This window comes from Spirillospora sp. NPDC127506, assembly GCF_040302145.1.
Taxonomy (GTDB): Bacteria; Actinomycetota; Actinomycetes; order Streptosporangiales; family Streptosporangiaceae; genus Spirillospora.
The window spans coordinates 130,842-153,581 of record NZ_JBEORG010000006.1 but is presented as its reverse complement, the minus strand read 5'-3'; the positions used below and the strand labels follow the sequence as shown (position 1 = coordinate 153,581).

15 protein-coding genes are annotated in these 22,740 nt (G+C 74.6%); 5 read left to right on the top strand and 10 right to left on the bottom strand.

What is annotated here, in order from left to right:
• From ABTW95_RS09145 to ABTW95_RS09130, 4 genes are read right to left on the bottom strand one after another with little or no spacing between them, the layout of a single operon-like run.
• A complete protein-coding gene (locus ABTW95_RS09145) occupies window positions 1-687 on the bottom strand; it encodes an ABC transporter ATP-binding protein (RefSeq protein WP_500225834.1) in 687 nt (228 codons plus the stop codon).
• Window positions 684-1,598, bottom strand: coding sequence for an ABC transporter ATP-binding protein (locus ABTW95_RS09140; protein ID WP_396452091.1), 915 nt, complete (start codon window positions 1,596-1,598; stop codon window positions 684-686). The genes ABTW95_RS09145 and ABTW95_RS09140 overlap by 4 nt, the downstream gene beginning before the upstream one ends.
• Window positions 1,598-4,180 (bottom strand): FtsX-like permease family protein, encoded by a 2,583-nt coding sequence (locus ABTW95_RS09135; protein WP_500225832.1) that lies wholly within the window; start codon window positions 4,178-4,180, stop codon window positions 1,598-1,600. Before ABTW95_RS09135 ends, ABTW95_RS09140 begins: the two co-directional genes overlap by 1 nt.
• On the bottom strand, window positions 4,177-7,482 hold the full coding sequence (locus ABTW95_RS09130) for an ABC transporter permease (protein ID WP_500225831.1): 3,306 nt from the start codon (window positions 7,480-7,482) through the stop codon (window positions 4,177-4,179). Before ABTW95_RS09130 ends, ABTW95_RS09135 begins: the two co-directional genes overlap by 4 nt.
• Before the next feature lie 296 nt (window positions 7,483-7,778).
• On the opposite strand from ABTW95_RS09130, the gene ABTW95_RS09125 reads away from it, so the two are divergent.
• Window positions 7,779-8,339: a dihydrofolate reductase family protein gene (locus ABTW95_RS09125; protein ID WP_396452085.1), complete on the top strand. Its 561-nt coding sequence runs from the start codon at window positions 7,779-7,781 to the stop codon at window positions 8,337-8,339.
• Window positions 8,340-8,392: 53 nt separating this feature from the next.
• Here the strand turns inward: ABTW95_RS09125 and ABTW95_RS09120 are convergent, their stop codons facing one another.
• Window positions 8,393-9,322 (bottom strand): Sco1979 family transcriptional regulator, encoded by a 930-nt coding sequence (locus ABTW95_RS09120; protein WP_396452083.1) that lies wholly within the window; start codon window positions 9,320-9,322, stop codon window positions 8,393-8,395.
• Window positions 9,319-10,146, bottom strand: a complete 828-nt coding sequence (locus tag ABTW95_RS09115) for an SAM-dependent methyltransferase (RefSeq protein WP_500225930.1) — start codon at window positions 10,144-10,146, stop codon at window positions 9,319-9,321. Before ABTW95_RS09115 ends, ABTW95_RS09120 begins: the two co-directional genes overlap by 4 nt.
• A gap of 280 nt (window positions 10,147-10,426) precedes the next feature.
• On the opposite strand from ABTW95_RS09115, the gene ABTW95_RS09110 reads away from it, so the two are divergent.
• The 3 genes from ABTW95_RS09110 (at window position 10,427) to ABTW95_RS09100 (ending at window position 13,138) form a co-directional block, all read left to right on the top strand.
• Entirely contained in the window at window positions 10,427-10,780 is a 354-nt protein-coding gene (locus tag ABTW95_RS09110) for a YciI family protein (RefSeq protein WP_396452081.1), read from the top strand.
• 173 nt (window positions 10,781-10,953) lie between these two features.
• The gene (locus ABTW95_RS09105) at window positions 10,954-12,129 is read left to right on the top strand and encodes an RNA polymerase sigma factor (RefSeq protein WP_396452095.1); all 1,176 of its coding nucleotides are present in this window, start codon (window positions 10,954-10,956) and stop codon (window positions 12,127-12,129) included.
• Window positions 12,130-12,199: 70 nt separating this feature from the next.
• A complete protein-coding gene (locus tag ABTW95_RS09100) occupies window positions 12,200-13,138 on the top strand; it encodes a threonine/serine dehydratase (protein ID WP_500225829.1) in 939 nt (312 codons plus the stop codon).
• Window positions 13,139-13,160: 22 nt separating this feature from the next.
• Here ABTW95_RS09100 and ABTW95_RS09095 read toward each other — a convergent pair whose 3' ends face one another.
• From ABTW95_RS09095 to ABTW95_RS09085, 3 genes are all read right to left on the bottom strand, one after another.
• Window positions 13,161-15,719 (bottom strand): hypothetical protein, encoded by a 2,559-nt coding sequence (locus tag ABTW95_RS09095; RefSeq protein WP_500225828.1) that lies wholly within the window; start codon window positions 15,717-15,719, stop codon window positions 13,161-13,163.
• A 30-nt stretch (window positions 15,720-15,749) separates the two neighbouring features.
• Complete coding sequence (locus ABTW95_RS09090; RefSeq protein ID WP_500225826.1) at window positions 15,750-17,036, bottom strand: serine hydrolase domain-containing protein; 1,287 nt, start codon at window positions 17,034-17,036, stop codon at window positions 15,750-15,752.
• A gap of 150 nt (window positions 17,037-17,186) precedes the next feature.
• A complete protein-coding gene (locus tag ABTW95_RS09085; protein ID WP_396452880.1) occupies window positions 17,187-18,185 on the bottom strand; it encodes an RNA polymerase sigma factor in 999 nt (332 codons plus the stop codon).
• A 98-nt stretch (window positions 18,186-18,283) separates the two neighbouring features.
• Here ABTW95_RS09085 and ABTW95_RS09080 point away from each other — a divergent pair, with 98 nt between their 5' ends.
• Window positions 18,284-18,916 carry a TetR/AcrR family transcriptional regulator gene (locus ABTW95_RS09080; RefSeq protein ID WP_500225823.1) on the top strand — a complete coding sequence of 211 codons (633 nt, stop codon included), beginning with the start codon at window positions 18,284-18,286 and terminating at the stop codon, window positions 18,914-18,916.
• Between the two features lie 105 nt (window positions 18,917-19,021).
• On the opposite strand, the gene ABTW95_RS09075 is transcribed toward ABTW95_RS09080, so the two are convergent.
• Window positions 19,022-22,399, bottom strand: a complete 3,378-nt coding sequence (locus ABTW95_RS09075; protein WP_500225822.1) for a pyruvate carboxylase — start codon at window positions 22,397-22,399, stop codon at window positions 19,022-19,024.
• Window positions 22,400-22,740: the final 341 nt, after the last annotated feature.

The following is a 22,740-nucleotide window of genomic DNA, read 5'->3' as shown; positions in this document are numbered from 1 at the left end:
TCAGGCGGGGACGGGGACTTCGGTTATCACGCCGTCTTCCAGGTTCAGCACTCGGTCGGCCTCCGAGAGGAGCGCCTGGTCGTGGGTCGCCACGAGGACCGTCACGCCTTCGCTGGCTACTACGGCGCGCAGCAGGGGCATTATTGCGGCGGCTGTTTCGGAGTCGAGCTGGCCGGTGGGTTCGTCGGCCAGGAGCAGGCGGGGGCGGTTTGCCAGGGCTCTGGCTATGGCTACTCGTTGGCGTTGGCCGCCGGACAGCTCGTAGGGGCGCTGGGCCGCGTGGTCCGCGAGGCCGACGAGGGACAGCAGGACGCGCACCCGCTCGTCGCGTTCGGCCGGGTCCTTGCGGACGAGGCGTAGGGGGACCTCGACGTTCTCGGCGGCCGACAGCACCGGGATCAGGCCGTGGGACTGGAAGACGTAGCCGATGTGGTCGCGGCGCAGGGCCAGGAGGTCGTTCTCCGGCAGCGCACCCACCTCGCGGCCGTCCACGTGGACGGTGCCGCCGTCCGGGGTGTCCAGGCCGCCGATCAGGTTGAGGAGGGTCGTCTTGCCGGAGCCGGAGCGGCCCTTGATGGCGACCAGTTCGCCGGCGTCGACGGTGAAGGACGCGCCGCGCAGCGCCGGGACCTCGATCTTGCCGGTGCGGTAGGTGCGGGTCAGGTTCTCCACGGCCACCATCGTCATGGGGTCTCCTCCCGGTCCGGCCAGACGCCGACGTGGTCGCTTTCCAGTGCGAGGCGGACGCGGTCGCGCATGTCGAGGGCCTCGGTGAACGCGGCGGGCAGCTGGACGCGGCCGGCGCGGTCGAGGAGGGCGTACTCCTCGGCGGTGCCGCCGCCGCGGCGGACCTCGACGCTGGTGCGGCCGTCGCGGATGCCGACGGTGCGGTCGACGCGCTCGGCCACCTGCGCGTCGTGGGTGACGACGACGGTGGTGGTGCCGAGCTCCTCGTTGACGCGGCGGAGCGCGGCGAAGACGCCCGCGGCGGTGGCGGTGTCCAGCTCGCCGGTGGGCTCGTCGGCCAGGACGACCTGGGGCTCGTTCGCGACGGCCACCGCGATCGCGATGCGCTGCTGCTGGCCGCCGGACAGTTCGGCGGGGCGCCGGTTCGCGCAGTCGCCGACGTCCAGCATGCCCAGCAGCTCGGCGGCGCGGGTCGCGCGGGAGCGGCGGGAGCGCCCGGCGAACTTCATGGGCAGCTCGACGTTCTGCACGGCCGTCAGGTACGGGAGCAGGTTGCGGGACGTCTGCTGCCAGATGAACCCGACCTGCTCGCGGCGGAACCGCAGCCGTTCCTTGGACGTCATGGTGAGCAGGTCGGAGCCGGCGACGCGGGCGACCCCGGCGGTGGGGACGTCCAGGCCGGACAGGATGTTCAGCAGGGTCGACTTCCCGGAGCCCGACGCGCCGACGATGGCGACGAGTTCGCCCGGGTCGACGAGCAGGTCGAGCCCCTGGAGGGCGACGACCTCGATGCCGTCGGTCTTGTAGATGCGGACGAGGTTGTCGCAGACGATGTGCGCGCCCTCGCCGTAGACGGGTCCGCGTTCGGCGGCGCGGCGCTCCAGTTCGGCGAGGTCGGGTGCGTTGGCCATCAGTCCCCCGTTCTCAGTGCTGTTCCGGGGCGGGTGTCGAAGAGGCGGTCGACGGCGACCGCCGCGGCGGCCGCCAGCAGCAGAGCCCCGGCGAGGCCGAGGAGCGCGGCCGGGCCGGGCGTGTGCGCGGTGGCGGCGAAGCCGCCCGTGTAGGGCCGCAGGTCGACGACCGGGCCGGTGATGTCGGGCAAGAGCAGGCCGAGCACCCATCCGGCGCCGACCGCGCAGAGCAGGACGGGCGCGATCTCGACCAGGGCGAGGCCGCGGCTCTGCCGCCGGCTGAGGCCGAGGGCGCGAAGCTGGGCGACGGTGCGGCCGCGGGCGCGGGCGCCGACGACCAGGACGAGCAGCACCGCGAGCAGGCCGAACACGCCGCCGATGAGCGCGCCGTCCCGGAACGTCTCGTGGACGACGGTCACCATGGGGCCGCGCGTCAGGTTCCGCAGGACGTCCCGCCGCAGCTGGACGTCCCGCCCGGAGGCGGCGCGCAGCTTCCGGGCGTCCACGTCGCCGGTGACGAACACCTGGGAGGGGAATCCCTTCTCGCCCGCCACCAGCTTGTACGGGACGACGGCGAACGCGGTGCCCTCCCCCTGGCCGGGGAAATGCTCGATGCGCCCCGCGGGCCTGACGTTGATCGGCGTCATTCCGGGGCGGCTCAGCGTCAGCGGCCCCATGCCGACGGTGCGGGCGGCGAGCGGCGACAGCAGGACGCCCGAGCCCGACGGAATGCCCGGCACGGACGGCGCGAGTCTCCGGTAGGCGTCGAGGTCCACGCCGACCACGGTCATCGGCGCCGGGTTCGAGGCCGCGGACACGCCCGTGATGATCCGGGCGGGGACGGCGCCGGTCACGCCGGGCAGCGCGCGGATGCGGGCCAGCGCCGCGTCGTCCACCGGCCCCGCCTCGACCCGCGCGTCCGCCCCGGTCTCCCACCAGGACGCGCGCGCCTGCCCGTCCCGCAGCGCGGTGTCCACGGTCGCGGTGAAGCCGGCGACGGTCGCGGCCAGCAGCAGGACGGCCAGCGGCAGCGCCCCGACCAGGTTCTGCCGGGACGCGCGGGCCAGGCCGAGGAACGCGACCGCGCCGCTGCGCCGCCGCAGGACCGGCCCGGCGGCGCGCAGCAGGTACGGGTAGCCGCGCAGGACGACCACGCCGAGCGCCGCGCCGAGCAGCACCGGGACGGCGGCGACCAGCGGGTCGGTCCCGGCGGCGGCGCCGCGCCGGCGCAGCAGCACGACGCCGATCACGGCGAGCGCGACCAGCAGGCCGTCCAGGACGAGCCGGCGCGGCGACGGCCGCACGGTGACGAGGTCGTCGCGGCGGTCGGCGACCGAGCCGAGGCCGCCGCCCCGCTCCCGCCAGACCATGGCGGCGGAGATGAGCAGCGCGGCCGCGACCAGCGCGGCGATCGCGTACGCGAAGGCCGGCTGCGGCGGGCCGAGGTCCAGCAGCCGCCCCGCGGCGTACCCGAGCGCGGCGGGCGGGACGACGGCGAGCGCGGTCAGCCCGCAGGCGGGGACGGCGAGCTGCCGCAGCGACGCGCCGCGCGCCCGCATCGTGCCGAGGACGGGGCGGAGCCGCTCGCCGAGCAGCCCGGCGGCGAGGAGCAGCACCCCGGCGGTGACGGCGACGAGCCCGCCGAGCGCCAGCCCGAGCACCGACCGCGCGGTGTGCAGCCGCCCGGCGAACGCGGTCAGCCGCTTGTCGAGCGGCGTGACGACGTCGCACGGGAAGATCCCGCCGTGGCCGCGGACCGCGGAGCGGAACGCGTCGAGGTCGCCGGCCATGGCGCCGGCGGCGCCGGCGTCGACCTCGCCGCCGCGGATCGGAAACCGCCAGCTGAACAGGAACTGGACGTCGCCGCCGCGCGCGACCCGCGAGTACCCGCCGGGGTCCATCAGCGCGGTGCCCGCGTCGCCCTGGAGCCCGTCGCCGCCGAGCGACTCCTTGACCACGTGCAGCATGCGGGCGCGCGGCGCCCAGAACGGGTCGCCGGGGTCCGCGGGCACGTACAGGCCGGTGATCCTGGCGGTGGCGCCGTCGGCGCGGATCCGGTCGCCGACCTTGTAGCCGAGCTCGTCGGCGTACTCCTTGGCGACCATGACGCGGATGTCGCCGCCGGTCTCGGTCGCCGGGTTGTACGCGCGCTCGCCGGCGACGAGCCGGATGCGCTGCCACGCGCCGAAGTCCCAGCTCAGGTAGAGCAGCCGGGGCGCGGCGAACCGGCCGTCGACGGCCATCCGCTCCGTGGTGATGGACGCCTCCGGCTCGCCGGTCACCCCGGCGAGCGACCGCGGCAGCATCTGCTGCCAGGTGATGGTGCCGGACTCCAGGGCCGCCTGGCTCGGGATCGCCGACCACGCGGCGCCGCCCTGCGCCTGGCCCTCCACCCGCAGGTCGGCGGTCGGCCCGATGGCGGCGGCCGCGGCGCGGTCGTACCCGGCGGCGGTGCGGGCGGGGACGGCGACCGCGAGCAGCGCCGAGAGCAGCGACAGCACGGCCAGCGCGGCGAGCGGCGCCCACTGCGCCCGGGCCAGCCGCACGGCGGAGCCCCCCATCGGCAGGGCGGGGCCTCTCATCGGTCCTCCCCCACGCGCAGTCCGGCGCCGAGGTTCCGGCGCCGCAGGATCCGCATCACCGGCGGAAGCACGAGCCCGAGCACCGCGGCGACGCCGGCGAGCACGGCCAGCACCACGGGCCACTGGACGACGAGCTCGGCGGGCGGGTACGGGTCGGCGGCCTGCACGCTCAGCACCACGTGCGGGACGACGAGCCGCGCCACGACCAGGCCGAGGAACGTCCCGCCGAGCAGGCCGAGCGCGACCAGGTACGCCTGCTCGATCGCGAGCATCCCGGCGACCTGCTTCGGATGGACGCCGAGGGCGCGCAGCACCGCGAACTCCCGGGTCCGCTCGCCCGCGGTGACCGCGGCGTTGACGACGAACGCGATGACGGCGAAGGCGAGCGCGGCGCCGAAGCCGAGCACGAGCGCGCCCTGCAGCGCCGCGCCGAGCGGGGCGTCCCGCAGTTCTGCGCGCGTCTCGACGCGGTCGGCGGCGACCTCGCCCCACTGCGGATGGTCCGCGAGCGCATGGACGGCCGGGGCGGTGCGCCCGCCGCGCACCGCCGCCCACCATTCGCCGGGCTGGACGGTCTCGGTGGCGACGCCGTCGCCGGCGAGCCGGCTCTGGGTGAGCGTCGGCAGGTCCACGAGGACGCCGGGGCGGCCGGGCGGCACGGTCGGCAGCGCGGGCGCGATCCCCACGACCTTGACCGGCTGGTCGCCGTCCACGGTGCTGACGGTGACGGTGCCGCCGACGCCGACCTTGGCGCGTTCCGCCATCTCGCCGGTGATGACGCCGGGCACGGCGGGCTTCAGGTCGGTGTTCTGCACCCCGTGCTTCGGCGGCGCGGGCGTGCTGAGGATCGCGTGGACGGTCGCGCCGGTCGCGCTGCTGTAGATGCCGCGGCTCGGGTTGGGGTCGGCGGTCGCGGGCATCGCGATGTCCGCGAGCGCACCGCCGGCCTCCGTCCCGTCCTTCGCGTCCTTCAGATGCGGTTTCAGGGGCTTGGACGGGTCGGGCGAGTAGGCGAACACGTCCCAGCGGAGGTCGGCGGGCGTCCGGGCGTCCCCGGTGCCGTCGCCGCGCACGCCCAGGACCGCCAGGTCGAGCGGCCCCGTGTAGGCGTTGTCGTCGTAGGCGTAGTGGACGCCCCGGACCGACAGCGGGTAGGACGGCACGCCGCCCGGCCCGGCGAGCGCGGCGGTGTCCAGCGCGACCGTGTGCTCGTGGCCGTCGGCGGGGAATCCGGGCAGCTCGGCCGTCCGGGCCAGCCCGTGCGCGTCCACGACGGTGACCGCGACCTTGTAGTCGGTGTCCGCCGCGGGCTCCTCGCCGCCCGGCGTGGGGCCGGTGCGGGTGAGCTTCAGGTCGAACATCAGCCGCTTCGGCTTGCCCGGGACGGCCAGCGAGGGGGCGGCGGGTCGCGCCGCGGCCAGTTCGTCAAGCCGCAGGTCGCTCCGCAGGCCGGGCTGGACGCGCAGCACGCGCCCGAGCGTGCCGGTGTCGGCGGCGAGCAGCGTCGCGGGCTCGTTGCCGAGGTCGGCCTCGGTGCGCAGCACGGCCGTGGCGGCCGTGACGCCGGGCAGCGCCGCGAACCGGCCGCCCTGGCCGAGCACCGCCGGGCCCCCGCCGCCGGTGGAGGGGGTGAGCCGCAGGTCGGCGCCGCTCTGGAAGTCGGCCTGGTCGGTCTGCGACTTCCGCCAGGTCGCCATCGTCGTGACCGACAGCACCCCCACGGCCATCGCCATGACCAGCAGCAGCACCGGCCCCGCGTACCGGAGCTGGCGCCGCCCGACCTGCCGGGTGCCGAGGACGGGCACGAGCCCGCGGGCCCGCGTCGCGACCCGCTCGGCGACGCGCGACACCCCCGGCACGACCCGCAGCAGCAGCACCCCGCCGGCGAGCAGCGCCAGCGCGGGGCCGGACACGATGAACGGGTCGACGCCGGACGTCCCGTCCCCAGTGCCGCCCGCGCCGTCCGCCCCGTACCGGGTGAGCTGCCAGATCGCGAGCCCGGCGACGATCAGCAGCGCCAGGTCGACGCCGGAGCCGCGCAGCCCGCCGCGGCCCTGCCGGCCGATCCCGGCCTGGGCCTCGACGAACGTGCGGTTCGCGCCGCGCAGCGTCGGGACGGTCAGGGCGACCGCGCACGCCAGCGCCGTCAGCACCGACACGGCCCACAGCGGGGCCGCGGACCCGGCGTCCAGCCGCAGCCCGGACGCCCGCACCGCGGGGGCGTGCCCGGCGAGCCGCAGCAGCGGGCGGGCGAGCAGCGGGCCGAGCACCGCGGCGGGCAGCGCGATCAGCAGCCCTTCGAGCAGCCCGAGCCGGGCGAGCTGGCGCATCCCCATGCCGCGGGTGCGCAGCAGCGCGACCTCGCCGCGCCGGTGGTCGGCGAGCAGCCGGGCCACCAGCAGCCACGCGCACCCGGCCAGCAGGACGAGCTGGATCACCGGGATCAGCATCGTGGAACGTGCCACGAGCACGGCGCCGCCCAGCTGCCCGGTCAGTTCGGGGAGCTTCGTCACGACGGTGAACTGCGCCCCGCCGGCGTCCTCGAAGGTGTCGGCGGCGTGTGCGACGCGGTCGCCGAGCGGAGCGAGGTCGCCGGACCCGACGCCGCGCAGGTCCGGCATGACGGTGAAGCGGGCGTCGGCGCCGGTGCCGGTGAACTTCGCGGCGAACACATCGGGCGGCACCACGAACGGCCCGTACGTGGTGTAGTCGAGCTGCTCGACGCCGGTCGTGACGAGCCGGTCGCCCTGCCAGAAGTAGTGCTGCGGGTCGGGGACCTCGAACAGCCCGACGACGCGGACCTTCACCACCGACTTCTTGTCGACGCGCCCGTGCAGCGTGAGGACGTCGTCCACGTCGGCGCCGATGGCCTTCGCGGCGGCGGCGGGCAGCACCGCCTCGACGTCACCGGGGGTCGCACCGGGCCAGCGCCCCTTGGTGAGCCGGGCGTGCTTCTCGATGCCGGTGTAGGTCCCGAACGCGGTCAGCTCGGGGTGGTCGCTCTTCTCCTGCCCGGGGAGCGTGTAGGAGTCGCTGCGCACGCTCATCGAGACGGACAGCGGCACGTCCCGGTAGATCTGCTTGAGAGTGCGGTCGACCCGTCCCCGCACCTCGGTGAGGCCGTTCGCGGGCACGTGCGTGCCGATCGTCGCCCCCACGGAGGCGAACGTCGCGTCGGCCAGGGTGCGCCGCAGCCCTTCGCGGGTCACCGACCCGGTGTAGCCGACCAGGGCCGCGAGGACGGTGGTGGCGAACAGCGCGGTCGCGCAGGCGGCCAGCACCAGCGTCCGATCGCCGGCCATCCGCCGCAGTACAAGCCCCCGTCGCCACACAGCCGCTCATGATCAAATAAATGTGGTGCGGGCCACAAGGGTCCGCGACCGTTCCGTAACTTTCCGCAACGCACTCGAAATATATGACAAATCGCCCAGCAAACCGTCCACGGCCGGCGGCCGGGCCGGCCCGCGAGGGGGTCTCCCCGGGCTCCCGTGCGGGGCTCCGAGAGGTGCGCAAGGGACCGTAAGGATCGCGCAAACGCGGTGGCGCCCGTGGCCGCCGGACGCGAGAAGTGCAGCACGAGCCGAGCCACGGAGGCATCATGCGCAAGATCATCAACTCGACGTACGTGTCGCTGGACGGCGTCATCGAGAACCCGCAGAACTGGACGGCGGCGTACTTCAAGGACGAGGCCGCCGCCTACGCGCGGGAGCTGCTGTTCTCCTGCGGCGCCCTGCTGATGGGGCGCAGGACGTTCGACGGCTTCTCGCGGTCGTGGCCGGCGATGGAGAAGGCGACCGGCGACTTCGGCGTCCGGATGAACACGCTGCCGCACTACGTCGTGTCCGACTCCCTGAGGAAGCCGGGATGGGGCGACACCACGGCGATCCCCCGCGCCGGGGCCGTCGCCGAGCTCACCAGGCTCAAGGAGCAGGACGGCCGGGACATCCTGCAGTACGGGTTCGGCCCGGTGTCGCGCATGCTCGTCCGGCACGGCCTGCTGGACGAGCTGAGGCTGTGGATCCACCCGGTGTTCGCCGGAACCGGCGACCCCGAGGAGCTCCTCACCCGCAAGGACTTCTCGGGGTCCTTCACGCTCGCCGGGACCAGGACCTTCGAGACCGGCGTCATCATCGCGACCTACGTCCCGGCCGCGGCATAGGCCGGCGGCGCAGGGCGGCGGCATAGGTCGGCGGCACAGGCGGGCGGCGCGGGTCAGCGGGCGAGGAGGTCCCGGAGGATCTCCGGCGTGCGGGACGGGGGTTCGGCCTGCACGCCGAGGCGGTTCAGGACGTCCCGGTAGCGGGCGATGTCGGCCGTCCGGTCGGGGTAGAGGGCGCCGGTGAGCTGCTCCAGGTAGACGACGTCGGGCAGCTCGTCCTCGGCGAACCGCAGCAGCGTCACCCGGCCGCTCTCGGCCGCGTGGCCCCCGGAGCTGAACGGCAGGACCTGCACGCTGACGTTCGGCCGCTCCGCCATCGCGATCAGGTGCTCGATCTGCGCGCGCATCGTCGCCGGGCCGCCCACGGTGCGGCACAGCACCGCCTCGTCCAGCACGGCCCACAGCTTCAGCGGCACGGGGCGCTCGAACACGCGGCGGCGCGCCATGCGCAGCTCGACCCGCCGCTCGATCTCCTCCGGGCGCGCCTCCGGGTGGCGGGCGGCGAGGAGGGCGCCGGCGTACTCCGGCGTCTGGAGCAGGTCCGGGACGTCCTGGACCTCGTACACGCGGACGAGGTCGGCGCCCTGCTCCAGCCCGAGGTAGGGCTCGAACCAGGCGGGCACGACGTCGCCGTACGCCTGCCACCAGCCGGGGGCGTTGGCGTGCTCGGCCAGTTCCAGCAGCGTCTCGCGGACGCCGGCGTCGGTCACGCCGTAGAAGGTGAGGAGGTCGGCGACGTCGCGCTCCTTGAAGCCGACGCGGCCCAGCTCCATCCGGCTGATCTTGGAGTGCGAGCCGCGGATCTCGTAGCCGGCGTCCTCGGTGGAGATCCCGGCGGCCTCGCGGAACCGGCGCAGCTGCGCGCCGACGACCATCCGCAGCACGGTCGGCCCGGCGTCCCGCAGGCCCGGTGCGGCGAAGCCGGCCGCGCCGCGGCCGGAGGCGGTATGGGGCGGCTCGTCCCGGCGTCCGCGGAGGCTCAAGACTTCACCCCCACGGCGCAGAACTCGTCCACCTCGTCCGGCTCGCCGAACGGGCCGGGCTCGGCGCGCCACCGCGACACCGGCACGACGCCCGGCTCCAGGATCTCCAGCCCCTCGAAGTAGCCGCCGATCAGCTCTGGGGTGCGCAGGTGGTAGGGGGTGTCGCTGGCCTGGTTCCACAGCTCGATCGCCGTCCGGAACGCCTCGCCGGTGATGACGTCGGTGCCGTCCGCGACCGCCAGGTGGCTGCCGGCCGGCAGCGCGTCCATCAGGTGCCGGACGATCGAGCGCGCCTCGTCGCAGTCGGCGATGTGCCCGAGGATGTTCAGCAGCATCAGCCCGACCGGGCGGCCGAGGTCGAGCGTCCGGGCGGCCTCGGCGAGGATGCGGTCGGGGTCGCGCAGGTCGGCGTCGACGTAGCTGGTGGCGCCCTCCGGCCCGCCGGCCAGCAGGGCGCGGGCGTGCGAGAGGACGAGCGGGTCGTTGTCGACGTAGACGATGCGGGCCTCCGGCGCGGCGCGCTGGGCGACCTCGTGGGTGTTGTCGACGGTCGGCAGGCCGGTGCCGATGTCGAGGAACTGCCGGATCCCCGCGCTGCCCGCCATGTGGCGGACGGCCCGGGAGAGGAAGGCCCGCGAGTGCCGGGCGACGTCCACGATCTGCGGATAGACGGACACGAACTGGTCGCCCGCGGCGCGGTCGACCGGGTAGTTGTCCTTGCCGCCGAGCCAGTAGTTCCAGATGCGCGCGGACTGCGGCACGGTGTCGTCGATGTCGGGTCCGGGCCGTGCACCGGCGCCCGGTGCTGACTCTCCCACGGAAATCCTCCTCGGCGCGCAGGAAACCTTCTTACATGGAGACGCTACTCGACGGCGGGACGCTTGCCCACCTGCCCCATACCTCCCCGTTTGTCGTGATCTGCGGCGACGGGCGGTGCCGTTCTCAGCTTGCCGGGCGCTGACCTGGCAGGATCCAGACTCCGAGAAAAAACTTGAAAAAGGCCGGGACCGGATGTCGATCCGGGCCTCCCTTCTTCGACGCGTTGGCAGAGTCCGGGGATGACCCGGACCGACGACAGAGCAGTACACGACCTTGGAGGCACCCATGCGGTTCCTGATGATGACCACGGACACCGGCGGGAACGACGCCCCGCCGGACGAGAAGCTCCAGCAGGAGATGGGCAAGTTCATCGAGGAGATGGCCAAGTCGGGGGTGCTCCTCGCGACCGGCGGGCTGGAGCCCTACGGCACCCGCATCACCTCGTCCGGGGGCAAGGTCACCGTGACGGACGGCCCGTTCACCGAGGCCAAGGAGGGCGTCGTCGGCTTCGCGCTCATCGAGGCGCGCAACCGCGAGGAGGCGATCGAGCTGTCCAAGCGGTTCTACTCGATCGTCGGCGACGGCGAGGGCGTCATCAAGCAGGTGTTCGGCCCGGACGACCCGTTCCCCGGGCAGTGACGCCGGCGGGGATCCCGCCCGGGGTCCCCGGCGGCGGCCGCTGAGCTTGCGCGGCGGCCGGTGCGGGTGCTCTCATCGGCGGCGTGACCTCTTCGAGCGCACCCGACGTGCACGCGAGCATCGACGCGGTGTGGCGGCTGGAGGCCGCGCGCATCATCGCCGGGCTCGCCCGCATGGTGCACGACATCGGGCTCGCCGAGGAACTCGCGCAGGACGCACTGGTCGCCGCGCTCGAACAGTGGCCGGAGTCAGGCGTCCCGGACAACCCGGGCGCCTGGCTCATGGCCGTCGGCAAGCGCCGCGCCATCGACCGCATCCGCCGGCAGCGGCGACTGGACGACAAGATCGCGGAGATCGGGCGCGACCTGGAGGACCGGGCGCCCGCGGAGATCGAGGTCCCGGACGACGAGGACATCGAGGACGACCTCCTGCGGCTGATCTTCACGGCCTGCCATCCGGTGCTGTCGGTGCAGGCGCGGGTGGCGCTGACGCTGCGGATGCTCGGCGGCCTCACCACCGACGAGATCGCGCGCGCGTTCCTCGTCTCCGAGGCGACCGTGGCACAGCGGATCGTCCGGGCCAAGCGGACGCTGGCGGAGGCCGGCGTGCCGTTCGAGGTCCCCACCGGGCCGGACCGCGAGGCGCGGCTGTCGTCCGTCCTGGAGGTCATCTACCTGATCTTCAACGAGGGGTACGCGGCCACCGCCGGCGACTCCTGGGTGCGGGCGGACCTGTGCCGGGAGGCGCTGCGCCTCGGGCGCGTACTCGCCGGCCTCGCACCGCGCGAACCCGAGGTGCACGGGCTGGTCGCGCTGATGGAGATCCAGGCGTCCCGGACACGCGCGCGCACCGGGCCGTCCGGCGAGCCCGTCCCGCTCCTGGAGCAGGACCGCGGCCGCTGGGACCGGCTCCTCATCCACCGCGGCTTCGCCGCCCTGCTCCGCGCCAAGGACATCGGCGAGCCGCCCGGCCCGTACGTCCTGCAGGCGGCGATCGCCGCGACCCACGCGCAGGCCCCCGCCCCCGAGGACACCGACTGGGCGCAGATCTCCTCCCTCTACGAGATCCTCGCGACCGTCGCCCCGTCCCCCGTCGTGGAGCTGAACCGCGCCGTGGCGGTCGGCCGAGCCCACGGCCCGGAGAAGGGCCTGCAGATCACCGACGCGCTGGTGGACGAGCCCGCCCTGCGCGGGTACCACCTGCTGCCGAGCGTCCGCGGCGACCTCCTGGAGCGCCTCGGCCGGCTGGACGAGGCCCGCGCGGAGTTCGAGCGCGCCGCCGGGCTGACCCGCAACGCGCCCGAGCGCAAGGCCCTCCTCGCCCGGGCCGCCGCGCTCGGGAACCGGTGACCCGCACTGCCCGCCGCCGAGCGGTCATGACTCAAAGTGTGTTCTGCTACTTAGGGAACTCGGAGAGGGAGTGCCGGTGATCGCTCATTCGGATGTCCAGGCCGCGGCTCGGCGGATCGCGGGTCGGGTTCGGCGCACGCCGATGATGGAGGTCGAGCCCGGGCCGGCCGCGCGGATGTGGCTGAAGCTCGAACTCGTCCAGCACACGGGGTCGTTCAAGGCGCGGGGCGCGTTCAACCACATCCTCGCCGCGCGGGACGAGGGGCGGCTCCCGGCGGCCGGCGTCGTCGCGGCGTCCGGCGGCAACGCGGGCCTCGCGTTCGCGTACGCGGCGGCGCAGGCGGGCGTGCCCGCCGAGGTGTACGTCCCGGAGACGGCGCCCGCCGTGAAGGTCGCCCGGCTGCGGGCGCTCGGCGCCGCGGTCGTCCAGGTCGGGACGCGCTACGCCGACGCGCAGGACGCCGCCACCAAGCGCGCCGCCGACACAGGGGCGCTGTTCTGCCACGCCTACGACCTGCCCGAGGTCTGCGCCGGGCAGGGGACGCTGGGCCTGGAGATCCTGGAGCAGACCGGCGGCGAGGTCGACACCGTCCTCATCGCGGTCGGCGGCGGCGGGCTGATCGCGGGCGTCGCCGCGGCCCTCGAAGGGCGGGCGCGCGTCGCCGGCGTCGAGCCCGAGACCATCCCGACCATGGAGCGGGCCCTCCGCGAGGGGCGCCCCGTGGACGTGGACGTGTCCGGGATCGCCGCCGACTCGCTCGGCGCGACCCGGCTGGGCGACATCGCGTTCTCCGTAGCGTCCCGCACCGGCGTGCGGCCGCTCCTGGTCTCCGACGAGGCGATCGTCGAGGCGCGCCGGCACCTGTGGGGCGAGTACCGCCTGGCCGTCGAGCACGGCACCGCCGCCGCGCTCGCCGCGCTCCGCTGCGGCGCCTACCGGCCGTCCCCGGATGAGCGGGTGGTGGTCGTGCTGTGCGGCGCCAACACCGACCCCTCCGACCTCGCCTGACGGGCTGCCCGGCCGGCCCCGGCTACGGGGCGGCGGCGAGCTGCGCGGACAGCGCGCGGGCCTCGCGGACGACGTTGGACGACCCCTTGCGCGCGGCGAGCTCCTCGATCCCGGGCACCGCTCCGCGGGCGCCGGACCAGCGCGCGGTCCTGCGGCCGAGGGCGATCAGGCGGTCGAGGGAGTTCACCGGCCGCTCCCCCGGCCCGGGGCAGAGGACCGGCAGGGCGGCGGCCACGGCCGCCCAGACCTGGGCGTAGGCGCCCGCGTCCGCCGCGCGTTCGAGCGCCTCGAAGATCCGCACCGGGCGGATCTCGCCGCCGCGGACGAGCAGCCCGATGTGCCGCCCGAGCGCGGCGGCGGGCAGGTCGCCGCGGGCGGCCATGGTGAGCAGCGCCCCGTCGGCGTCCTCGGCGCGCCGCTCCACGAGCTGCCGCGCCAGGAAGTGCGCGACGGCCTCGGCGAACGGGCCGTCGCCCGCGGTGAGCCGGACGAACTCGCCGACCCGGACGCCGGGGCCGAATCCCGCGGCCCGCAGGTGCGGCAGGACGTGCGCGGCGACGACCTCGGGGTCGGACGGCAGCAGGTAGGGCCAGTCGTGCCGGTAGAACCCGTGGGACCCGCCGGCGAACGGGGACGGGGCCGTGAACACCGCGTCGACCAGCGGCAGGCCCGTGGGCGCGGCGTCGATCACGGGCTCGGGGCGGCCGTCCTCCAGCGGGCGCATCGACACCTCGGGGACGGGCCGCCCGCCCCCGGCCAGCCAGCGCGCCGCGACCCGCCCGGCGGGCGAGGCGAGCGCGGACGCGCGCCGGGCGGCGTCCGCGCCGGCCTCCCGCGGCAGCCGCAGCAGGGCCTGCTGGAGGTCGGCGGGCCCGGGTTCGGCGCGGGCGGCCTCCAGGGTCTCCAGCCGCGCCACGAACGTGCCCGGGTCGATGTGGCCGGTCGGCTCGGTGGGGACGGCGAGCAGCAGCGGCGGCGGCGTCCCGTCCACGACGGCGGCGGCGACCTCCGCGCACCGGTGCAGCTGGATCACGTGCGGGGAGACGCCGTCCTGGACGACCGGCAGGCGGCCGCGCCAGTCGGCGGGCACCGGCGCCGAGCCGGTCAGCAGGCGGGCGGCCGCCTCGAGCCACTGGTCGGGCCAGCGCCAGCCGCCCGGCTCGTCCAGCGGCGGGTAGGCGTCCGGCCTGGCGGCGAGCCGGAGCGCGGCGCGCACGTTGCCGGGGCTCTCCCGGACGAGCCGGACGAACGCGTCCAGGACCGCTTCGATCGCCGGCCAGCCGATGTGGTGGCCGCCGAGCGCCTCGGCCAGCTCCATCGGACGGGTGATCGGCGCGGGCGGCGGGGGGAGCGGGTGCGGGGCGGGGGGCGTGAAGGCGAAGGCGGGCGGCGGGTCGTCGCCGGGCTCGGGTCCGGCGACCGCGCCGCCGAAGCGGGCGGCGGCCCTGGCGCCGAAGTCCGGCGGGAGCAGCGGGACGGCGTCGGCGAGCGCGGCGGTGCCGGCGCCCTCGGGGAGCTTGAGCGCGATCCTGACCGCCCGTTCCCGGACGGTGTACGACTCGTGCCCGAACGCCTGGGCGAGGGCGGCGGCGCAGTCGCCGGCGAGCTCGGGCCTGGCCCGGACGGTCTTCTCCAGCCAGGACAGCCCGGACCTCACCAGCCCGGACTCGGCGCGGAAGAGGACGCCGTCCAGGGCCTCGACGACGTACCGGGACGGCAGCTCCGCGGGCTCCATCAGCAGGCCGAGGGCCAGGTCGGCGACGGGGCCGGGCGCGGCGGGCAGCAGCCGCACGTAGTCGCGGGCGTACTCGATGATCTCCCGCTCCCGCTCGGCGGGGTCGGCCGGCATGAGCAGGCCGTGCAGGCGGACGAAGAAGCGCAGGTCGAGGAGCGTCCCGCCGCGCAGGAACCGGCGGACGCAGCCGTCCAGCAGCATCCGGCGGTCGACCGCGCCGCGCCCGGCGAGCGTCGCGAGCGTCCGGACCCAGGACCGGTCGTCGCGCAGCTCCCGGCCGGCGCCGTCCGCCTCGAAGACGCGCGGCAGCAGGAACGGCAGCAGCGGATCGTTCGCGCGGGGCGGCCCGGACGACACCCAGCCGACGACGAGGGGATCGTGGTCGGGCGGTTCGATCCCGGTCTCGGCGAGCAGCGCCAGGACGAGGTCGAGGCCGATGTGCCGGGGACCGCGCAGCCGGAGCGTCAGCCGCCGCGCCAGGTCGGCCAGCCACGCGTCGTCGCGGCCGGCCCACAGCTCCAGGAGCCGGCCGGTGTCGGTGTGCTCGCCCGCCCAGCGCGAGTTGAACTCGCGCCTGGTCAGCCACGCCGCGACCGCGGAGGCGCCGCCCAGCGTCCCGGCGCCCGCCGCGCGGAAGGCGGCCGCGTACTCGTCGATGCCCTCCCACGGCTCGCGGCGGGCCCGCACCGCCTTGACGTGGCCCGGCAGCGCCCTGGCGACCGCGCGCCGCCCGGCGTCGTCGAGGCCGCGGACGGCGTCCGCGACGGCGTCGGGGTCTCCGCCCTCGATGAGGGCCGCGATCTTCTCCCAGGCGGCGGTGTCCCGCGTCTCGGTCGCACTCGGCATGCCCGGGACCCTAGGCGACCCCGCCGACAGTCAGCGGGCGGTCCGGGCGAACTGGAGCGGCAGCAGCCGGAACGGGGCGCCGGGGGCCGCCGTCCGCATCGCGGGCTGCGTGCCGCAGAGGGCCTCCACGACGTGCGCGGCGAGCGCGCTGTCGATCGGGACGGGCGTGCCGTTGGCGTCGGGCTGCCGGTAATTCGTCAGGTTCAGCGCGACCGAGACCTGGCGCGCGCCGCCGGCGGACGTCAGCGACTGGGTGCCGGCCCCGAAGACGGCGCCGTCGTGGCCCCAGAACGTCCCGCACGGCAGGTCGAGCGAGTAGAGGCCGAGGCCGTAGTTCATCAGGACGTCGCCGTCGGCGTCCTTCACGGGGACCGTGCGCTTCATCTGCGACAGCGCGTCCTCGCCGACGATGCGGCCGGTGAGGAGCCCGCGGTAGAAGCGGTTGAGGTCGTCCATGGTGGAGACCAGGGCGCCCGCCGTCCAGGCCCAGCTCATGTCGAAGACGCTGTAATCGCGGGGCGGTTTCACATGCTGGTACAGCGATTCGTACATCCGCGGGTGCGGCCCGACCACCCAGGGCGAGTCCGGGAAGTACGTGTGCCTGAGCCCGGCCTTCCGGATGACGTGCCGCGTGATGTACTGCTCCGCGCTGGTTCCCGTCACCTTCTCCAGGAGCCGCCCGGCGATGACGTAGTCGGTGTTGGAGTGCGACCAGCGCTCCCCCGGCATCCCGGTGCGGGGCGCGCTCAGCCCCCACTGGATGAGCCGCTCCGGCGGGACGCCGCGGAAGCGGAACTCGTCCAGGCTCTTCGGCGACAGCTCCTTCAGCGACGGGAACGCCGTGATGACGTAGTCACCGATCCCGCTGGTGTGGTTGAGCAGCATGCGCACCGTGATCTGCTGCCCCAGCCGCCCGGGGATGAGGCCGGGAAGGTACTGGGAGACCGATGCGTCGAGGCTGATCTGCCCCTTCTCCACCTGCTGGAGGATCGCGGCGGCGACGAACGACTCGGTGATGCCGCCGACGCGCTGCCGCATGCCGGGCGTGACCGGGCGTCCCGTCCGCACGTCGGCGGCGCCGGACGCCCCGTCCCACGCGGTGCGCCCGTCGCGGGCCTCGGAGAACAGCCCGTACATGCCCGCGTCGCGGGTGGCGTCCAGGGTGGCGCGGAGCTTGACCGGGTCGAACGGCATGGTCGGCGGGCGGCGCACCGCCGCCGCGGCGGGCGGGGCGTCCGGTTCCGCGGCAGCCGCCGGGAGCCGGGCCGACGCGAGCGCGACCGCCGCCGCGGCGCCCGCGGCCGCCGCGAAACGCACTGACCGCCTCGCCACCATCGCCAACTCTCCACGCACGGAACGTCCTGAGGAAAAGTGTCCTCGGCGATCAACCGCTCTGTCATCCCGATACGTGAGAATCCAACGGCCGGGTTCAACCGCGGAACCGGGCCGCGCGGCCCCGGGCGGGGGTCAGCTGAGCAGGTCGGCGAGGGTCTCGCGGCGGGACGGGTGGCGCAGCTTGTGCATGCCCTTCGACTCGATCTGCCGGATGCGCTCGCGCGTCACCCCGTAGACCTTGCCGACCTCTTCGAGGGTCTTCGGCTCGCCGCCGGCCAGCCCGAACCGCATCGAGATGACCCCGGCCTCCCGCTCGGTGAGCGTCTCCAGGACGGCGTCGAGCTTGCCGCGCAGCATCGAGGACGCGACGACGTCCGCGGGGTCGCCGCCCTCCGGGTCCTCGATGACGTCGCCGAGCTCGCCGTCGCCGTCCTCGCCGAGCGGAGTGTGCAGCGACAGCGGCTCGCGGGCCTGGCGCCGCAGCCACTCGACCTTCTCGACCGTGACGTCCAGTTCGGCGGCCAGCTCCTGCGAGGTGGGCTCGCGGCCGAGGTCCTGCATCATCCGCCGCCGGACGCGCGTCATCCGGTTGAGCACCTCGACGACGTGCACGGGGATGCGGATGGTGCGGCTCTGGTCGGCGAGCGCGCGGCTGATCGCCTGCTTGATCCACCAGACTGCGTAGGTGGAGAACTTCAGGCCCCGGCGGTACTCGAACTTCTCCACGGCCCGGATCAGCCCGAGGTTCCCCTCCTGGACGAGGTCGTTCAGCGGCAGGCCGTGGCCCATGTAGCGCTTGGCGAGCGACACGACGAGGCGCAGGTTGGCCTCGACCATGTGCTGTTTGGCGCGCGCGCCGTCGGCGGCGATCCACTCCAGGTCCTCCTTGTCCTGGAGGCTGAGGTCGTCGCCGAGCGTTTCGAGTCGCTCGCGGGCGAACAGGCCGGCCTCGATGCGCTTGGCCAGGTCGACCTCCTGCTCGGCGGTGAGCAGCGCGGTGCGCCCGATGCGGGACAGGTAGTCCTTCATCGGGTCGACGAGGTTCACGGTCGCGCGGGGGGACGCGCTCGGGGCGTGGCTGGCGTTCAGGGCGGTGTCCTTTGCTCGTCCGGCCGGGAGGGAAAGGGTCACGCGATCTCGGTACCCGCCCGCCTTGCGACATAAACTTAGGATCGATAAAGTTTTATGTCAAGCACAAACTTAGGTCGAAGTGTGTAAGGATGGCCGGCATGGGACTGCGGGAGATGAAGAAGCGGCAGACGAGGCAGAACATCTCCGACCAGGCGACGCGCCTCTTCCTGCGGCACGGCTTCGACCAGGTGACGATCGCCGACGTCGCGGCCGCGGCCCAGGTCGCGAAGATGACGGTGACGAACTACTTCCCGCGCAAGGAGGACCTCGCCCTCGACCTGCACGAGGAGTTCACCGGCCTGCTGGCGCGCACGGTCGCCGAGCGGGCGCCGGGCGAGTCGGCGCTCGCCGCGCTGCGCCGCGCCTTCCTGGACGCCGCCGCCCGGCACGACCCGGTCATCGGCTTCTCCGGCCCCGACTTCGCCCGCATGATCACCGAGAGCCCCGCGCTGGTCGCCCGGCTGCGCGAGCTGCACGAGGAGCGCGAGAACGCCCTGGCCGCCGTCCTCGCCGCGGAGACCGCCGCCCACCCGGACGACCCGCTCCCCCGCCTGGCCGCCGCGCAGCTGGCCGCCGTCCACCGCGTCCTGTTCCAGGAGGCCCTGCGCCGGACGCTCGACAACGAGCCGGACGAAGAGATCGCCGCGGCCCTGGCCAAGTCGGCGCGGATGGCCTTCGACATGCTGTCCCCGGCCCTGTCCGGCTACGCCGTCCGCCCCGCTTCCCAATAGCGGGCTTCCCAATAGCGGGCTTCCCGATGGCGGGACGCGGCACGCGAACTGCCGTGCCCCGCACCCGCGCGCGGCGGTCGCGGGTGCGGGGGCGCGCGCTCATGCTCAGGCGGGCTGGATCACGAGCAGCAGGTCGCCCGCCTGGACGGGGGTGGCTTCGGGGACGGCCAGGCGGGCCACCGTGCCGGCCACCGGGGCGGTGATGGCGGCCTCCATCTTCATGGCCTCGATCGTGGCGACCACGTCGCCGGCGGCGACCTCGTCGCCCTTGGCGGCGCGCAGGGTGACCGAGCCGTCGAACGGGGCGGCGACGTGGCCGGGGTCGGACGGGTCGGCGCGCTCGACCGGCGGCGCGTCCGACACGACGGACTTGTCGCGGACGGAGAGCGTGCGCAGCTGGCCGTTCACCGTGCAGATGACCTGCCGGACGCCCGCCTCGTCGACGTCGCCGACGGCCTCCAGCCCGGCGAGCACGCGGACGCCGGGTTCGAGGTCGAACGCGACCTCGTGCCCGGTCCGCAGGCCGTAGAGGAACGGGCCCGTGGGGAGGACGGAGACGTCGCCGTAGGCGGCGCGGGTCTCGCGGTAGTCCTTCGCCGGGCCGGGGAACAGGAGCCGGTCGAGGGTGTCCCTCACCTCCGGTCCGGCCAGGGCCTTCTCCTCGGCGCCGTCCAGTTCGGCCCTGGCGGGCGTGTGGTGGCGGCCCGCGAGGGCCTTGGTGCGGAAGGGCTCGGGCCAGCCGCCCGGCGGGTCGCCCAGCTCGCCGTTGAGGAACCCGATCACGCTGTCGGGGATGTCGTAGCGGTCCGGGTTCTGGGCGAAGTCGCCGGGGTCGGCGCCGGCGGCGACGAGGTGCAGTGCCAGGTCGCCGACGACCTTGCTGGACGGGGTGACCTTCACGAGCCGCCCGAGAATGGCGTCGGCCGCCGCGTAGCAGCGCTCGATCTCCTCGAAGCGGTCGCCGAGGCCGAGCGCGACCGCCTGCTGCCGCAGGTTGGACAGCTGGCCGCCGGGGATCTCGTGCTCGTACACCCGCCCGGTCGGAGACGGGAGCCCCATCTCGAACGGCGCGTACAGCTTGCGGACGGCCTCCCAGTACGGCTCCATCGCGGTGAGCGCGCCGAGGTCGAGCCCGGTGGCGCGGTCGGTGAAGTCCGTCGCCGCCACGATCGCCTGGAGAGGCGGCTGGCTCGTGGTGCCCGAGAGGGGCGCGGCCGCCCCGTCCACTGCGTCGACACCGGCTTCGATGGCGGCGATGTAGGTGCCGATCTGGCCGCCGGCCGTGTCGTGGGTGTGGAGGTGGACGGGCAGGTCGAAACGCTCGCGCAGGGCCTTGACCAGTGTGCGCGCGGCGGGCGCGCGGAGCAGGCCGGCCATGTCCTTGATGCACAGGACGTGGACGCCCGCCTCGACCAGTTCCTCGGCGACCCGCAGGTAGTAGTCGAGCGTGTAGATGTTCTCGTCCGGGGACGACAGGTCGCCGGTGTAGCAGAGCGTCCCTTCGACCAGGGCGTGGGTCTGGAGGACGGCGTCGATGGCCGGACGCATGCGCTCCACGTCGTTCAGCGCGTCGAACACGCGGAAGATGTCGACGCCCGTACTGGCGGCCTCCTTCACGAAGGCGCGCGCGACGGAATCGGGGTACGGCGTGTAGCCGACGGTGTTGCGCCCGCGCAGAAGCATCTGGATGCACAGGTTCGGGGCGGCTTCACGGATCGCGGCGAGCCTGTCCCACGGCGATTCGCCCAGGAAGCGGAGCGCGACGTCGTAGGTCGCCCCGCCCCAAGCCTCGATGGAGAGAAGCTGCGGCGTCATACGGGCGAGGTAGGGCGCGGCGGTGAGAAGGTCGTAGGTGCGTACGCGCGTCGCCAGGAGCGACTGGTGCGCGTCCCGGAAGGTCGTGTCGGTGACGGCCAGGGCGTCCTGGTTCCGGAGCTGCTCGGCGAACGCCCGCGGCCCGAGGGCCAGCAGCCGGTCGCGCGACCCGTCGGGGAGGGGGCCGTCCAGGCCGAGCGGCGGCAGCTTCGTCGCCGGGTCCAGGTCGGTCGGCGCGTCGCCGTGCGGCTTGTTGACGGTCACGTCCGCCAGGTACCGGACGAGCCGGGTCGCGCGGTCGCCGCTCGACCGGGCCGTCAGCAGCTCGGGGTGGTCGGCGATGTAGGACGTCGTGACGCCGCCCGCGCGGAAGTCCGGCTCGTCCAGCAGGGCCTGCAGGAACGGGATGTTGGACGCGACCCCGCGGATGCGGAACTCGGCGACGGCCCGGCGCGCCCGGCGCACCGCCTCCTCGAACGTGCGGCCCCGGCAGGTCAGCTTCACCAGCAGCGAGTCGAAGTGCGGGGACACGATCGCGCCGCCGTAGGCGGTGCCGGTGTCGAGCCGCACCCCGGCGCCGCCCGGGGACCGGTACGCGGAGATCTTCCCGGTGTCGGGGCGGAACCCGTTCGCCGGGTCCTCGGTGGTGATGCGGCACTGCACGGCGAAGCCGCTGACGGTGACGTTCTCCTGGGCGATGCCGAGGTCGGCGAGGGTCTCGCCGCCCGCGATGCGCAGCTGGCTCTGCACGAGGTCGACGCCGGTGACCTCCTCGGTGACGGTGTGCTCCACCTGGATGCGCGGGTTCATCTCGATGAACACGTGCTCGCCGCGCTCGTCCACGAGGAACTCGACGGTGCCCGCGTTCTCGTAGCCGATCTCGCGCGCGAACCTCACCGCGTCCTCGCAGAGCCGCGCCGCGACGGCCGGGTCCAGCCGGGGCGCGGGCGCGGTCTCGACGACCTTCTGGTGGCGGCGCTGCACCGAGCAGTCGCGTTCGCGCAGGTGCACGATGTGCCCGGCGCCGTCCGCGAGGACCTGCACCTCGATGTGGCGGGGCCGGTCCACCGCCTGCTCCAGGAAGACGGTCGGGTCGCCGAACGCGCTCTCGGCCTCCCGCCGCGCCGTGTCGACGGCGGCCTCCAGGTCTTCGCGGTGGTCGACGCGGCGCAGCCCGCGTCCGCCGCCGCCCGCCGCGGCCTTCACGAACAGCGGGAAGCCGACCTCGTCGGCCGCCGCCAGCTCCTCCCCCGGCGCGGGCGTCGCCGAGCGCAGCACGGGCAGGCCCGCGCGGCGCGCCGCCGCGACCGCCTCGATCTTGTTGCCGGCCAGGCTGAGCACGCCGGACGGCGGGCCGACGAACTTGATCCCGTTGCGCTCGCACGCCTCGGCCAGCTCCGGGCTCTCCGACAGGAACCCGTACCCGGGGTACACCGCGTCGGCGCCGACCCGCAGCGCGGTCCGCACGATGCCGTCCACGTCGAGGTAGGCGCGGACGGGGTGGCCGTGCTCGCCGATCTCGTACGCCTCGTCCGCCTTCTGCCGGTGCAGGGACAGCCGGTCCTCGTGCGCGTAGACGGCGACGCTGGCGATGCCGAGTTCGTAGGCCGCGCGGAAGGCGCGCACGGCGATCTCGCCCCGGTTGGCGACGAGCAGCTTTCTGATCAACGTATCTCTCCCAGGAGACGCATCGGGCGCGTCCGCCCGCGTCCGACGGCCTCCTGGGCTCCACGCTGAGCCGCTCAAGGCGGGACCAGCCCGGCGGGCGAACCGAATCTTGCGATACGTACCCAGTTGAGCGGCCGGAGCAGCCTCGCAGACCGGGCGAGATCTGTGAACAAAGTGATAGATGACGCCTAGAGGGAAAAATGCACGATTGTTCCCATCCCGGGGCGTTACCCCGCCCGCTCGCGCGCCCGGCGGCCCCGCGGCCGGATCCGGACGTGAATAAAAGCGGCGATCACTCGGAATAGCCGGAAGGATCTTGCGGTTGCAACTACCGTGCGATC